The sequence below is a fragment of the Chryseobacterium sp. WX genome (genome assembly GCF_029542485.1).
GTDB lineage: Bacteria > Bacteroidota > Bacteroidia > Flavobacteriales > Weeksellaceae > Chryseobacterium > Chryseobacterium cucumeris.
Window position 1 is genome coordinate 1103879 of record NZ_CP120710.1, and the last position, 15217, is coordinate 1119095.

Consider the following 15217-nt stretch of genomic DNA (forward strand, 5'->3'; position numbering starts at 1 on the left):
TGTAATACTGATTGGCATTTTCCCAATTATCCATTTACAAACGGATAATTCCTTATCTTTGTGAAAATTCATCTATGAAAAGGAACATCAATATTTTTGAGTTTCCTCTCAATTTGGGACTTACCAAAAAGGAATATGAGACAGAACCCGGAGTTCGGAAGCTTCCGGAATGGCTCAGAAAATTTGGTTTTCATAGCAGAATTAATCCTGCCAACGTTTTCAGACTGAAAGCTCCTGAATATTCTATGGACTTTGATGAGGAATCAAAAGTCAGAAATGCAGTTCAGATTATCGAATATGCTAAACAACAGGCCGATTGTATTCTCCGGAATTACGAAAAGAATTCATTCAATATTATTCTTGGAGGCGATTGCAGCATTCTTATAGGAAACGCAATGGCTCTGAAAAAAGTGGGAGATTTCGGGCTTTTTTATCTTGACGGGCACACAGACTTCATCCCACCCGAACTTTCTGAAACGGGAGGGGCGGCAGGAATGGATCTCGCCATCATTACCGGTACCGGACATGAAAAACTAACTGATATTGATGGTTTAAAACCTTATCTGTCAGAAGAAAATATCTTTTGCTGTGGGAATGCAGAAATTGATGATGAACAATATGTTGACCAGATTACCAACTCCGAGATTCATTATTTTGATTTATACCGTCTGAGACAAAATGGTTTCGGAAAAACAGCTGAAGACTTTTTGAAAATGGTGAATGATAAAGGGTTAGACGGGTTTTTCATTCATTTTGATGTAGATATTCTGAAAGATGAATTCATGCCCGCCGTAGACAGCAGGATGGAAGACGGAATCAGTTATGAGGATCTCAGGGAAATGCTGGAACCTTTGTTCGCAAACCCTTTGTGCTTTGGAATAGAGATTACCATTTTAGATCCTGATTATGATAAAAACGGAATATACACCCGTCCATTTGTAGATAACTTAATTCAAATTATAAAAAATAAAGAAGAGTAAATGAAGAAGACAATCAAAAGAACATTCAGGGTTTCAAAATATGTGATCTATAAGGAGACGCTTGTTGATTACAAGGAACATTTCTGGTCATTTTTAGGCGCATTTTTTGGGATTGGGATTATTGCATTTATCCAGTCTCACTCACTTACAGAAACGGAAAACATATTTCTGATCGGTTCTTTTGGAGCATCAAGTGTTCTTATTTATGGAGCAATACAGAGTCCTCTGGCACAACCGAGAAATCTTATCGGCGGACATGTTCTGTCGGCATTGGTAGGTGTTACTGTTTATCAGTTTGTTCCGGATATCATCTGGCTTTCTGCACCTTTAGCAGTAGCATTTTCTATAGTATTAATGCAGTATACAAAAACTTTGCATCCACCGGGCGGAGCTACAGCTCTGATTGCAGTAAGTTCTACAGGTAAAATTCCGGAATTGGGATATTGGTATGTTCTCTCCCCTGTTCTTTCCGGATGCATTATTCTTTTGATTGTTGCATTATTTTTTAATAATATTACACCCAACAGAAGCTATCCTACCCACAGCATGTTCAAAAGGCTGCTGAAAAAAAGACACAACCATCACTTAAAATAAAAATCATGAATTGTCTGGAATGTGGCGAGAAAATCATCGGAAGATCAGATAAAAAATTCTGCAACGATGCCTGTCGGAACGCCTATAACAATAAGCAGAATAAGGATTCCAGTAATCTGATGCGGAATGTTAATAACAAGCTTCGCAAAAATTACCGTATCCTGATGGAAATAAATACCGACGGTAAAACAAAAGTCCCAAAATCCAGACTGGATGGCTTAGGTTTTGATTTCGATTATTTTACCAACCTGAAAGTTTATAAAAACGGATCTGAATATAAATTCATTTATGATTACGGGTATAAACTTCTGGATGATGATTTTGTACTGATAGTAAAAAATCAGGCATAACCTACCCATCACAAATATAATATTATGAAAGAAGTTGTTCTGATCACCGGTGCCAGCGGCATGATTGCCAAAGAACTGGCAAAAAAAATAAGTTACGCATATGAAATCAGGTTTCTGACGCGAAAAAAAGTGCATGATCATGACTATGAATGGGATGTCCAAAAAAAAACTATAGATGAAAAAGCCCTTGACAATGTTTCTCATATCATTCATCTTGCAGGTGCCAATATTTCAGAAAAGCGCTGGACTTCGGAAAGAAAAAGAGAATTGATTTCCAGCCGTGTAGATTCTGCAGAATTACTTCGAACAACTTTAAGAAAAAACAAGATTAAGCTAAAGTCTTTTATTTCAGCCTCCGGAATTAATTTTTATGGTACTGAAACCTCAGAAAAAATTTATACCGAAACAGATCCACCAGGCAACGATTTTCTAAGTGAAGTGGTTGTCTTATGGGAAAGAGCTGCTGACGATTTTAAGGAACAGGATCTCGCAGAAAGAGTTGTGAAAATACGTACTGCTGTAGTACTTTCTGAAAAAGACGGAGCATTAAAGAAAATGATCCCTCCTATTCAATATTATATCGGCTCTCCACTGGGAAGCGGGCAGCAATATATGCCATGGGTTCATATTGAAGATATCTGCTCTATTTATGAATTTGCTTTAAAAAACCCAGCAATAGATGGCGCTTATAATGCTGTATCTCCACAACATGCCACCAATAAAGAACTTACAAAAAAGATTGCCCAGGTACTTAAAAAAACACTATTTATGCCTAATGTTCCCGGATTTGTGCTGAAACTCTTATTCGGAGAGCTGGCTACTGCTATATTGGAAGGTTCCAGAGCTTCCTCAAAGAAACTTCAGGATGCAGGTTTCCATTTTAAATTTCCGGATCTGGAGAACGCTTTAAAAGACTTACTAAAGAAGTAAATTCAGAAAAAATTAATTAAAAAAATATTTTAACACCTATTTATTATAACACAGAAAATATTCTCATGAAAAACCCGAATATCACCTTATTAAACACAGAAATCCTTTCAGATAACTGGTACACTTTAAACAAAGTCACCTACTCTGTTTTGAAAAAAGACGGAACTACAGAAACTCAGAGCAGAGAAGCCTATGACCGTGGAAACGGTGCAGTAATCCTTCTTTACAATACAGATTCAAACACCGTTATTCTCACCAGACAATTCAGATTACCTACTTATATCAACGGAAATTCTACAGGCATGCTCATTGAAGCCTGTGCAGGATTGTTGGATAATGATAATCCGGAAGACTGTATCAAAAGGGAAACAGAAGAAGAAACCGGATATAAAATTTCCAAGGTTGAGAAAATATTTGAAGCCTATATGTCGCCCGGATCTGTAACGGAAATTCTTTATTTCTTCATTGCAGAGTATTCAAATGAAATGAAAATCAACGACGGAGGTGGATTGGAAGAAGAAGGTGAAAATATCGAAGTTCTGGAATTATCGTTTGAAAAAAGTCTGAAAATGATTGATACAGGAGAAATCAAAGATGCAAAAACCATCATGCTTCTGCAACATTTGAGGATCAAAGGAATACTGTAGAAATAAGATATCAATGATGATTGATGATTGAAAACTGCATATCTAATAAAAACATTAACTTATAACTCATATTTAAACTATTAACAGATGATTGAACATGTGAAACTTGCCATTAATCCCAAATTTCAGGATTGGGTTCTTTTTGAAAATGGCACTTATATTATTTTCGATGACATCAGTATTATCGAAAATGTAAAAGAGAAAGCATTACAATTAATGAAAGAATTCGGTCCGGTTTATGCCGGAGGTCCTGCCGGAGATTTCAATGTAATTCATTTAAACCTTACTGAAGGATGGCTGGTTTCCGGACATGGTTATGGTATGTATACGTATGTACATCCTTCCGAACTGGACAGTGAATCCCCAAACGATCTTGAAATAGGACTTTATGGCAGATCTAAAAGAGATTCAGATGGCCAAAATCCTGAAATTATTCATATCAACAGGAGTGAAATTTCATAAGGCCTACCATTCATAATTTATTATTCATAATTAAATACAATGCTTCAAGATCATATTACGGTGGAGAACCGCCATAAAGACTTTATTAGAAAAATCACTGAAACAGAAACAGTATATGCTTTAAAAGATGGCAAAGGCTATGCAACTTCGTATTCCAACGAGTCAGAATATGAAGACGGTGAAGAGGTACAGATCATTTGTTTCTGGTCTGATGCTGCCAGAGCAAAATCATGCATAGAAAACGAATGGAATCATTATGAGCCTTCTTCTATTCCTCTCAACGAGTTTGTAGAAAACTGGTGTCTGGGAATGAATATCGACGGATTATTGGTAGGAACTAATTTCGACAGCAATCTGTTTGGTTACGAAGCTGAACCTTTAGAATTAATCCTTGATATTATTGAAGAGCTCAGATCTTCAGGAAAGTCACTGGAATTGAGAAAGTTTGAAAACATGGAAGATCTGGAAAAACAGATCAGAGCCGTGCTGGAAGATTAATAATTTAGCTCATATGAAGTCTTTGGGAATAAAGATCTTTAAAGCAAGTGCTTTATTTTTGGTCATTCTTTTCAGTATTCTTATGCTGAAAACTATTTCCCAGTATACTTCTCTTGAAAAAAATATAGGATTTCTGGCTTTTAAGCAGCAGGTTGTGGATAATCCGTACTGGATGATTTTTTTCTACATTCATATCTTTTCCATAACGCTTTGTCTTCTGGCAGGTCTGACCCAGTTTTCAAATCGGTTTTTGACTGAAAATAAAAGCCTTCATAAGATAATTGGGAAAATATATGTCTACAACATCCTTATTATCAATGTTCCGGCATGCTTTGTTCTGGGACTTTTTTCCAATGGTGGTATTATCGGAATCACAGGATTTCTGATACAGGATATCCTTTGGGCTTATTTCACTATTGCCGCCATACTTTTTATCAAAAAGGGAAATGTGAACAGACACAGGATGTATATGATCTTAAGCTATACGGTTACCACCACAGCCATTACGTTCAGAATTGTTAAAAATCTGTTTTATAATGAAACCCGTCATGACTACCAACTTTTTTATGGTTTGAATGTCTGGGCAGCCCTTTTTATCAATCTTTTTATAGCTTATCTGATTCTCAGAAAAGAATCATTACTACCTGGAAAAGTCAACGTTAGAAAAGAAGATTAAAAGACTTATAAATGACACCAGAAAAAATGATGCAATAAATATCAAAGTATTAAAAAATGCTTCATATTGAGTATTCCGGGTCCATTTGCCGAAAAAACGCATTATCAGATAAGAAATTCCTCCCAAAACGGCAATAATAAAAAGAAGAAAAAAATAATAAATCATGGTTTCGTGTTAATGTGTGTAAATCTATTATTTTAAATCTAAAAAAACAATCAATTACAGGACTACAATCTTCTGAATAGCCTTAATTTTGATCAACGTTATTATCTAAAAATTAATGTATGAAAATTAAAAGCCTTGACCATCTTGTTTTAACGGTGGCAGATATTGAAAAGACTATTGCATTTTACACTCATGTTATGGGCTTTGAAGTCGTTACTTTTGGAGAGGACAGAAAAGCACTCATCTTTGGAAATCAAAAGATTAATCTGCATCAGAAAGGATATGAATTGGAGCCTAAAGCAGAGACTCCAACCTGTGGCTCTGCTGATCTTTGTTTCGTTGCAGAGACAGGTCTTCATGAGATAATGGAAGAGCTCAGACAGAAAAATATAGAAATCATTGAAGGGATTGTAGACAGAACCGGAGCGGTAGGAAAAATCAAATCAGTTTACTTCCGTGATCCGGATTATAATCTTATTGAAGTAAGTAATTATTATTAACAAAAACAGCTCTGTATCAGTTTATTACTATCCATTTTTTAGAATTTAATGTTCCTGAATTTCTAAAACACAAAATTGTCAGTATAAAATTCATATAAAATTTGCAAAAACCATTGAGAAAATCTATTTAATCTTTTATATTTCGAATTTAAAGCCTTAATTTTGCATAGAAATTCAGAAAATTCGGATTCTTTCAACAGGTTATGTACATGAAAAAAATGATGATCGGGCTTGCTTTGGCCTTATCCATCACTATTTGGGGGCAAAAAACTCCTGCAAAAGCAAACAATCTGACCCCTTACAGCTATCAGACTTTTAACTGTGACAATAAAGGGTATTTTGACCCGGCTAAATATAAAAAAGAAGAAATAGACGGGGTAAATAAACTGTTGTATCAGTTCAATGGCGTGGTATTTGACACCCAACCTGTTTTTAAAATTGCCCAGCTTGAAGAAATCCGTAAAAACAGAGAAACGTATTTACAGGAACTGGAAAAGCAGTATGAAGAAAAGAAAAAGGAACTGTACAGCCTTAAAGTAATTGATCTTCCTCAATGGAAAAAATTAATGGAAGAAACTATTGATTCTTTTGAGAATGAATATCAGCTTAATAAAGAAGAAATCCTTGCGTATTCTGATCCCACCACACTGAGAAACAGTAAATATTACGATACCTGCAGAGAACAGATTGATGCTATCTCCTCTCCCGACAGAGAAAAGATGTTTGCAGCATGGAGAGCGTATACTGAACTTAAAAGCAAAAATAATGCTGATCCAAAGGGTGTAATGGCAAGATTTGATGCCAAAATGAATGACCCTCAAAAAGAAGATTATGCATTAATTGATATGATTGGTCTGGGTTTTCACAACTGTGCCAACAGCAGTTTCAGACAAAAGCGTAATAATGAAGAGACCTCTTATAAAGATTTTGATAAGATTTTCACCAAGCTGAAGAGAACTTGTGATCAGCCGTAGGCTTATTAAATAGTTTGAAAGATTTAATCCTAAAAAATAGAATAGCAACACTCAGATTGAGTGTTGTTTTTTTATTGGTAAAGTTTCACAGAACGGTTAAGGAATGGTTAAAAGTGGGTTAATGGCTTATGATTTCTTTGAGAAAGGCTTCGTTACCTCTATTTTCGTACTTCTAAAACTATTCCATGAAATACATTGTTGCTTTCCTGACGTTGCTACTTTGCATAGCAGCATCAGCTCAAAAACCTATCTCTGTTCTTCCTTTTTTTCTGGAAAACAATTCTGTGTATGTATATTGTAAAGTCAATAAAACGGACAGTATTAAGTTCCTTTTTGATACCGGTGCAGATGGCTCTGTCATTAATAGTAATTCTAAGAAAAAGATTCCGGTGAAAATTGACGGAAAGTCTGAGAACAGAGGTTCCAACGGAGTAAATACTGTAGATTACAGCAGCCACAACACAATACAGTTTGGGAATATTGAGAAAAAAGAAATACGATTTACGCTTATTCCTTATGAATCTGTTCATTTTGACGGGGTTTTCGGAACGGATCTGATGAAGGGCAAACTCATTGAAATAGATTATCATAGAAATGAAATCCGGTTTTATGACGAAGATGATCTGCTTATGGATTTAACAGGATATGAAAAGGTAAAACTTCATATGATCGACAACTACGCTGCTGTAGAAAGCATTATCATGGTCAATGACAAAGAATACTCAGGATTCTTTGGGCTCGACAGCGGAGCGGATGATGTACTTACGATTGCTTCTCCTTTTGCAAATAAGAATGTTCTGGTAACAGCCATGAAAACAATAGGTAAAGCCACAGCACAAGGCTCCGATGGATCTGTATATGAAATGTCTGTTGTTCTTTGCCCAGCTGTTCAATTCGCTCAGAAGTATCTTTATAATCTCCCGGTTACCCTTTCCGGTTCTACTGAAGGAATTGATTCTACAGAAAAAATGGTGGGATTTTTTGGTAATCAGTTTTTAAAAAGGTTCAATACAGTGATTGATTTCAAGAATGGATTTATTTATTTTAAACTGAATAAAAATTTGTACTCAGAGTTTAATTAGCTGTAAAAGTTAGTTTTACACATTCTACCTTCCTCTACATACTATAAATTCAACACAAAAAAACATCCAAATAAATTAATAATGAATAAGTTATGGTTTATCAGATTTAAATCCGTAATTTTGCACCCCGAAAATAAGGATTAGAGATATGAAAAAAATTGGTGAACACAGAACACTTCTTGGAGTTGATAAAAACGTTACTTTAAGAGAATTAAAGACGATTTACAGAAATGTGATGAAAGATACCCATCCTGACAAATTCATTAATGATGAAGCAGGAAAACAGGAAGCAGAAGAAAAAAGCAAGTCTGTGATTGAAGCCTACCACTTTTTGGTAAGTATTAATCCTGAAACACAGGAAAAATATAAAGAAGAATATACTGAAACCATTACAAAATCTAATATTCAGGATTTCTATCTGGAGAAATCAATTTTAACCGTTCAGCACTTAAACGGAAATATGTATGAATATATGGGGGTTCCAAGAAATACCTATATCAAAATGATCAATGCTGATTCACCAAGCCGTTTTGCAAGAAGACATATCTACGGAAACTTCGTTTACAGAAAGTCCGGAGAGGCTATGGCAGATTAATTTTTTCTACAACAATATAGAAGAGCTTCCAGTTTTACTGGGAGCTTTTTTGTTGCCCAAACCGCATGTTATGTTTTGGCTAAAGCCAATATTGGCTGTTATAAATTTAAGCGGGCTAAAGCCCACTCCTATTGAATATTTTCTTAATGCACAATAATCATCAATAGAAATAGGCTTTAGCCCATTTACAATAATAAAAATCATCCAATGGCTTTAGCCAAAACCTCTATAACTAAATTTTAAATCATCAAATATCAACAAAAAAGCGCCTCAGAAGATCTGAGGCGCTTTCGGTTAATTAAAGGTTTAATTTATTTATCTAAATGCTTCGGAGTAAATCCGTCTTCATTTAGTTCTCTGTGTACGTAATCTGCTTTCATTTCAGCTTCATAGTCTACTTTAGTATCTTTACCCATTCTTCTTAGAACGGAGTCAAATAAAGAGTATACTACCGGTACAATGATCAATGTAAGGAATAGTGATGATGTCAAACCACCGATTACTACCCATGCAAGACCTTTGTTCATCTCAGCTCCGGCCCCTGTTGCCAATGCGATCGGTAACATACCGAAGATCATCGCAATGGTAGTCATCAGGATCGGACGAAGACGGGCGTGGTTGGCTTGTACCAAGGCATCGTGAGTGTTTGCTCCGGCTGCTTTTCTTGCATTTGTAAAGTCAACGATAAGGATCGCATTCTTCGCTACCAGACCAATCAACATGATCATCCCTAACATGGTAAAGATGTTCAGTGAGTTGGCAGTTAAGGCAAGGATTACCATTACCCCGATCATCGCTAGCGGGATTGAGAACAATACCACGAAAGGATATACAAAACTGTCATATAGTGAAACCATTACCAGGTATACCAATACAATAGCAGCCAATAATGCAATTCCTAACGTACCGAAACCTTCCTGCTGGTTTTCCATATCTCCACTCCAGATGTAATCTACACCTACAGGTTTTTTGGTGCTGTTCATGAACTGGTTTGCCCACTCATTAGCTACGTCACCTACCGGTCTACCAACAGCTTTCGCTCTTACTTTTACGGAAGGAGACTTATCTCTACGTTCAAGCAAACTTGGTCCTGAACCCATTTCCACGTTAGCAAACTGGCTTAAACGAACCTGCTGTCCCTGAGGGTTTGTAAACATAAGGTTTTTAACATCATCAATAGACTGTCTGTTCACATCTCCGAAACGGATATTGATGTCATATTCATATTCTCCGGCTCTGAATTTTCCGTCAGTATTTCCGTTGAACGCGGTCTGCATCGTCTGTCCTACACTTGAAAGGTTTAAACCTAAAGCAGACATTTTATCTCTGTCAATACTTACCTGAACTTCCGGGCTACCTGTATCTGTTGACAATTCTGCATCTACTGCTCCAGGAACTTTTTTCAACAGCTCAAGGATTCTTGTTGCTTCTTTTACCGCGGTAGCGTTATCCGGAGCGGTTACAACCATTTCAATAGGAGCATTTTCAGCACCCATGATACCGATTGGAGCTGTTTTAAACTCAACTCCTGTGAATTTCTCTTCCAGCTGTCTTTTTATTTTTGCAGCTTTGATATTGGTACTTTCAGAACGTTCAGATTTATCTGTTAAGTTCACCTGAACCTCGGATTGGTAAGTAGTTGCCTGAGCTCCACCAAAACCTGTAGACTGCTGTCCTACTGTTGTGATAAGATCTACAACATCTTTATCATTTCTTAAGAATTTCTCAACATCTAATGTTAATTGGTTTGTCTTTTCAACGGTTGCATCTTTTGACAATTCCATTTGTACCAGGAACTGGCCACGGTCGATTGGCGGGAAGAACTCACCTCCAATGAACCCGAATGCTACCAGCATGAATGAACTGATTAAAACAATAAATGTAATCACTACAGTTGAAATTCTTCTTAATGTCGTTTTCAGACACCATTCAAGAATTCCTGTGATCCAGTGTGTAAACCTGTCAATTAATCCTTCAAACCAAAGAATGAATTTCTCAAACCAGTTTTTACCTGTTAAATGTTCCAGTTTACCGAATCTTGATGATAACCAAGGAATGATGGTAAATGAAGCCAATAATGATAACAAGGTGGCAATAACTACCGTGACGCAGAACTGTGCCAGGATGTTGGCTACAAGACCTGAACTCATCGCAATCGGTAAGAATACCACCACAATTACCAAGGTAATCGCAGCAACGGTAAATCCGATCTCTGAAGCTCCGTCATACGCAGCTCTGATCTTACTTTTCCCCATCTCCATGTGACGGTAAATGTTTTCCAGAACTACAATCGCGTCATCCACCAGGATACCTACCACAAGGGATAGTCCCAGTAAACTCATTAAGTTCAAAGTATATCCCATAAGGTTCATTCCGATGAACGCTGCCACCAATGAAGCCGGGATAGAAACCATTACGATGAATGCGTTTCTGATACTGTGAAGGAATAGTAACATTACAATTGCCACGAGGATAATCGCTAAAAATAAGTCGAAAATAACGTGGTTGGCTGATTCAAGGGTAAATTCTGTCGTATCGTTTACGATTTTCACTTTTACTCCCTGAACTTTATAAGCTTCTTCTACTGTTTTAATGGTCTTCTGAACACTTTCAGATACTGCTACCGCATTGGCATCAGATTGTTTCTTAACCTGCATCAAAATCGTAGGAAACTGATTGAATCTCGCTACTTTTTCAACATCTTTCTGAGAGTCGAAAACTGTTGCAATATCAGATAAACGTACCTGAGCTCCATTTTTATTGGAAACAACAAGATTGTTCATTTCTTCAGTAGATTTATATTTTCCTGAAAGTCTGATCGTAGATTTTGTAGTTCTCGTTTTCAAACTTCCTGTAGGGAAATCTAAGTTTGATGAAAGAATGGCCTGTTGTACATCTCCAATTGAAAGTCCGTAACCCTGTAATTTTTTCTCATCAAGATTTACCTGAATCTCTCTCTCCTGTCCACCAACAAGGTCAACCTGAGCTACCCCATTTACACGGGAGAAAATAGGTTCAATCTTTTTATCCAATAAGTCATAAAGGTCCTTACTGTTCAGTTTATCCGATGAAATACTCATCGTGATAATCGGTAAGTCATCTAAAGAGAATTTATTCAGAGACGGTGCTTTTACATCTTCCGGAAGGTCTGCCAGAATCGCATTTACCTTTCTCTGTGCATCATTCAAAGCGTAGTCTACATCGGCTCCATCGTTCAGCTGAACCATGATTACGGATAAGCTTTCGTATGAAGAAGATTCTACTTTTTTAACGTTTTCCAAAGAACCTACGGCATCTTCAATCTTTCGGGTCACGGAGGTTTCCACCTCTGCAGGTGAAGCTCCAGGATAGACCGTAGAAATGGTTACCATGTTGGTTTCAAACTTTGGAATCAATTCGTATCCCATGAGCGTATAACTCAGGATACCTCCCAACGTCAGAATTGTAAATAATACAATTACAAGCGAGGGTCTTTTGATCGATATTTCTGCTAACTTCATAGATCTGCTACTTTATAATGTTCACTTTAGATCCGTTGTCCAGGTTGATCTGTCCGCTGGTAACCACCTGCTCTCCTCCATTCAATCCGCTTAAAATCTGAACTTTATCTCCGTAAACTTTTCCGATGGTTACTTTGATCAATTTAGCAACACCATTCTGAACAACGAATAATTGTCCTGAGCTTACTCCGTTAACAAAGGCTTCTGCAGGAACGGTCAGCATATTCTGAGTTTCTGCGCCGTTGTTTGTACTGAATTTAGCCGTTGCATACATACCAGCCTTAAGGTTTCCTCTGTTTTGTACTTCAATTTCAACAGGGAAATTAAGAGAAGCATCACTTTTAGGAGCAATAAAAGTAATTCTACCTACGAAAGAATCTTCCGGAAGAACATTTACTTTAATCGGAACTTCCTGACCTAACTGGATTTTTCCGATCTGGCTTTCATCTACCAAAACAGATAGTTTCAGACTGTTGATATTAACGATTTCAAACATCGATGTTCCAGGAGAAACCACCGTTCCGGGCTCAACCATTTTCTTGTTGATGGTACCGCTGATTCCTGCACGGATGCTTGTATCATTTACTTTTACACCTTGTGCTCTTACTGCAGCCTGAGCATTTTTCAGCTGTAGTCTTGAGTTGTCAAGCTGTTGTTTTGTAACTCCGCCTGTTTTATATGCGTTCTCATAGCGTTGGTTATCAATAATAGCATTCTGTAGATTGTTCTGAGCCTGGGTAACATCCACTTCGATAGCATCTTTTTTGATCGTTGCCAAAACCTGTCCTGCTCCTACCCTTGAACCCTCTTTTACCAGAACGCTTACGATACGTCCTGATATTTCAGAAGACTGGTTCATTTCCTGCTTAGGAATAAAAGTTCCGTTGGCTGAGTAGTCTGTATCAATATTTTCTCTTGTAACGGTTACAATATTAACATTGATTTTATCTACCTGTTTGGCAACTTCTTTTACTTCCTGCGTCTGTTTTTCTTTGTTACCGGCAATCTTGTAAGCTGCTAAACCAACCAGTACAGCTGCTACGATGATATATATTAAAGTTTTTTTCATTTTAGTTTATTATAAGTTTTGTAGTGTGTTTAGTTCACCCTTAGCTTTTATCAGCTTGATCTCTGCCTGTTTATAATCCAGCAATGCATTGGAATAGTTCTGTTTTGCCTGCGTAAGAGCATTTTCTGAATCCAGCACTTCCGTAAGTGTTGCCAGTCCATACTGGTAGTTTGACTGGGTATTTTTCTGAACTCTTTCTGCCAATCCTACATTATCTTTCATGCTTTCGAGATTGATCAATGCATTTTCCATATTGGTAACGGCATTTTTATAGTCTAAACTTAAGCTCAGCTGAGTGTTTTCAATATCAACATCAAGATCCTGAATATCTATTTCTGCCTGGTTGATTTTCGCTTTGGTAGCTCCACCCGTGAAAATAGGAATATTGACATTCAAACCAATTGCTGAAAAATCGCTCCAGAGAACGCCTCTACTAAGGCCATTGGTCAATGGGAATTTTGCTCCGTTAGCTCCCCATCCGTAGTTCGCCGTAAGATTTACTGATGGATAAAGATAAGCTTCAGTCGCTTTTTTATTGAAAACCAAAAGTTCCCTGTTTTTATTTAAAACTTTAAGCTCTGTACGATCATTAAGATTTACGTTGCTCGCAATCAGCTCAGGTTTTGGTTCGATTTCTTTTTCTTCAAGCTCGATGTCTGTAGAAATCGGGATTCCCATATAAAACTTAAGGGCATTTTTTGAAAGTTCAACAGAGTTGATTAAAGCCTGCTTATTGGAACCGATATTGGTAAGCTGAACATTGGTTCTGTCCAAATCGATTGCTTTTGCCAAACCGTTATCAACCAAACTTTTAATAACATTTCTTACTTTTTCAGTATTGGCATAGCTGGCTGTTACCGTTTTAAGATTTTCCTCCTGTACGAACACCTGATAATAAGCTGTTGCAACATTTTCAATAATCTGTTCATTGGTTAACTGAGCATTCAGTACATAAAACTCTCTAGTTGACTTTGCAGCTTTCAATCCTGTAAAGACTCTCTGATCAAAAATCGCCTGCTGAAGTTGTACAGAAGCTGTTGAACCCCAAGGCTGCCCAAACTGAGCTCTGATTTTCTCTCCTCCAAATTCCAGCAAAGATTCCTGAATAATCGGATTATAGGTTAAACCTGCCGTAGCACTGACCTGAGGAAGGGCACCGGCTCTGGCTTCATCAATCTTGTATTCGGCTTTTTTCACCTGTAAAGCAGCTTTTTTAGCTTCTGCTTTATTTTGAAGTGCCTGTTTAATCGCTTCCTGCAGGGAAACCTGCTGCTGGGCAGACATCAGTGTTGAGCCGAAAATCATAAATGCTGAAGCTATCCCAATTTTTAGCTTTGTAGCAGTTATACGTTTTCTATTCATAATTTTATACTTCGTTTATTTTTTTATTTAATTTTCATTCATTATTTATTTCTATTTGACGAATCATTTTCAGAAATACTTTAGTTTTTTTAGTTTTTGAACAACATATTGATAATAATCTCTTTTCTTTCAGAAATAATTTTATCATATTCTTCATCATTAATTAAAAGATTTTCCATAAATAATGGTCTTATTGCACTTGGAAATACCAGCAATGAAACCATATTCAGAATAAACTGAACCGGAGCCATTTTCTCAATATTTCCCAATTCCATTTCTTTTTCAATATCCTTGTACATATCGTTCAGGATATCCTCCTCAATTTCTCTGTGATGGCAGGTTCCTTTATTGATCTGTGACACGATATACGTTTCCAGATACGGATACTGAAGGCTTGTAGAAAGACTGCTTTCTATGAATTTGCTGATCTTCTCTTTAAAAGGAAGAGCTGAATTCTGAATAATCTTCGATTTTTCCTGTTCTACTCTTTGCGCTTCATCAAAGATGATCTGGATAAGCTTATCTCTTGAACGGAAATAGTAATTAATAAGCGTTCTGTTCACTCCTGCTTCATCTGCAATCTCCTGCGTAGTAGCATCAAACTTTCCTTTCACAAAGAATAAATTCTTCGCTGTCTCCTTGATCAATTCCTGTGTTTGGTCTTTTTTTGCTTGATTTGACATTTTTGTTAAACAAATTTGTGCAAATTTATAGTAAAAATTATTTTTGACAAAATTGTTAAACAAAAATATTAAACAAAAATGTCATGACATCCATCATGTTTGTGAATGAAAGTTTACGATTACTTATTATTCAATAAGAAAGCTATTTTT

16 protein-coding genes are annotated in these 15217 nt (G+C 36.6%); 12 read left to right on the forward strand and 4 right to left on the reverse strand.

Going from position 1 to position 15217, the window contains the following annotated elements; genetic code table 11:
• Window positions 1–74 precede the first annotated feature (74 nt).
• The 12 genes from PZ898_RS04990 to PZ898_RS05045 all read left to right on the forward strand — a co-directional run bounded on the left by PZ898_RS04990 (window position 75) and on the right by PZ898_RS05045 (window position 8453).
• Complete coding sequence (locus PZ898_RS04990) at window positions 75–980, forward strand: arginase family protein (RefSeq protein ID WP_120231397.1); 906 nt, start codon at window positions 75–77, stop codon at window positions 978–980.
• Entirely contained in the window at window positions 981–1574 is a 594-nt protein-coding gene (locus tag PZ898_RS04995; protein ID WP_277694942.1) for an HPP family protein, read from the forward strand.
• Window positions 1575–1579: 5 nt separating this feature from the next.
• A complete protein-coding gene (locus PZ898_RS05000; RefSeq protein ID WP_062675090.1) occupies window positions 1580–1924 on the forward strand; it encodes a hypothetical protein in 345 nt (114 codons plus the stop codon).
• A 24-nt stretch (window positions 1925–1948) separates the two neighbouring features.
• The gene (locus PZ898_RS05005; protein ID WP_277694943.1) at window positions 1949–2854 is read left to right on the forward strand and encodes a TIGR01777 family oxidoreductase; all 906 of its coding nucleotides are present in this window, start codon (window positions 1949–1951) and stop codon (window positions 2852–2854) included.
• A gap of 65 nt (window positions 2855–2919) precedes the next feature.
• A complete protein-coding gene (gene nudK / locus PZ898_RS05010) occupies window positions 2920–3501 on the forward strand; it encodes a GDP-mannose pyrophosphatase NudK (RefSeq protein WP_062675092.1) in 582 nt (193 codons plus the stop codon).
• Between the two features lie 87 nt (window positions 3502–3588).
• Complete coding sequence (locus tag PZ898_RS05015; protein ID WP_228432523.1) at window positions 3589–3963, forward strand: hypothetical protein; 375 nt, start codon at window positions 3589–3591, stop codon at window positions 3961–3963.
• Between the two features lie 39 nt (window positions 3964–4002).
• Entirely contained in the window at window positions 4003–4461 is a 459-nt protein-coding gene (locus PZ898_RS05020; protein ID WP_277694944.1) for a DUF2750 domain-containing protein, read from the forward strand.
• Between the two features lie 13 nt (window positions 4462–4474).
• Window positions 4475–5137 (forward strand): DUF2306 domain-containing protein, encoded by a 663-nt coding sequence (locus tag PZ898_RS05025; RefSeq protein ID WP_082798799.1) that lies wholly within the window; start codon window positions 4475–4477, stop codon window positions 5135–5137.
• A gap of 284 nt (window positions 5138–5421) precedes the next feature.
• Window positions 5422–5802, forward strand: coding sequence for a VOC family protein (locus tag PZ898_RS05030; RefSeq protein WP_277694945.1), 381 nt, complete (start codon window positions 5422–5424; stop codon window positions 5800–5802).
• Between the two features lie 209 nt (window positions 5803–6011).
• Complete coding sequence (locus PZ898_RS05035; protein ID WP_120231402.1) at window positions 6012–6776, forward strand: hypothetical protein; 765 nt, start codon at window positions 6012–6014, stop codon at window positions 6774–6776.
• 185 nt (window positions 6777–6961) lie between these two features.
• Window positions 6962–7858 (forward strand): retropepsin-like aspartic protease, encoded by an 897-nt coding sequence (locus PZ898_RS05040; protein ID WP_277694946.1) that lies wholly within the window; start codon window positions 6962–6964, stop codon window positions 7856–7858.
• A gap of 148 nt (window positions 7859–8006) precedes the next feature.
• Window positions 8007–8453: a KTSC domain-containing protein gene (locus PZ898_RS05045; protein ID WP_047429652.1), complete on the forward strand. Its 447-nt coding sequence runs from the start codon at window positions 8007–8009 to the stop codon at window positions 8451–8453.
• A 311-nt stretch (window positions 8454–8764) separates the two neighbouring features.
• On the opposite strand, the gene PZ898_RS05050 is transcribed toward PZ898_RS05045, so the two are convergent.
• The 4 genes from PZ898_RS05050 to PZ898_RS05065 form a co-directional block, all read right to left on the reverse strand.
• Complete coding sequence (locus PZ898_RS05050) at window positions 8765–11953, reverse strand: efflux RND transporter permease subunit (RefSeq protein ID WP_277694947.1); 3189 nt, start codon at window positions 11951–11953, stop codon at window positions 8765–8767.
• Window positions 11954–11960: 7 nt separating this feature from the next.
• Entirely contained in the window at window positions 11961–13022 is a 1062-nt protein-coding gene (locus tag PZ898_RS05055; protein WP_062675100.1) for an efflux RND transporter periplasmic adaptor subunit, read from the reverse strand.
• A gap of 9 nt (window positions 13023–13031) precedes the next feature.
• A complete protein-coding gene (locus tag PZ898_RS05060) occupies window positions 13032–14384 on the reverse strand; it encodes a TolC family protein (RefSeq protein ID WP_110010949.1) in 1353 nt (450 codons plus the stop codon).
• Between the two features lie 89 nt (window positions 14385–14473).
• A complete protein-coding gene (locus PZ898_RS05065; protein WP_062675102.1) occupies window positions 14474–15067 on the reverse strand; it encodes a TetR/AcrR family transcriptional regulator in 594 nt (197 codons plus the stop codon).
• Window positions 15068–15217: the final 150 nt, after the last annotated feature.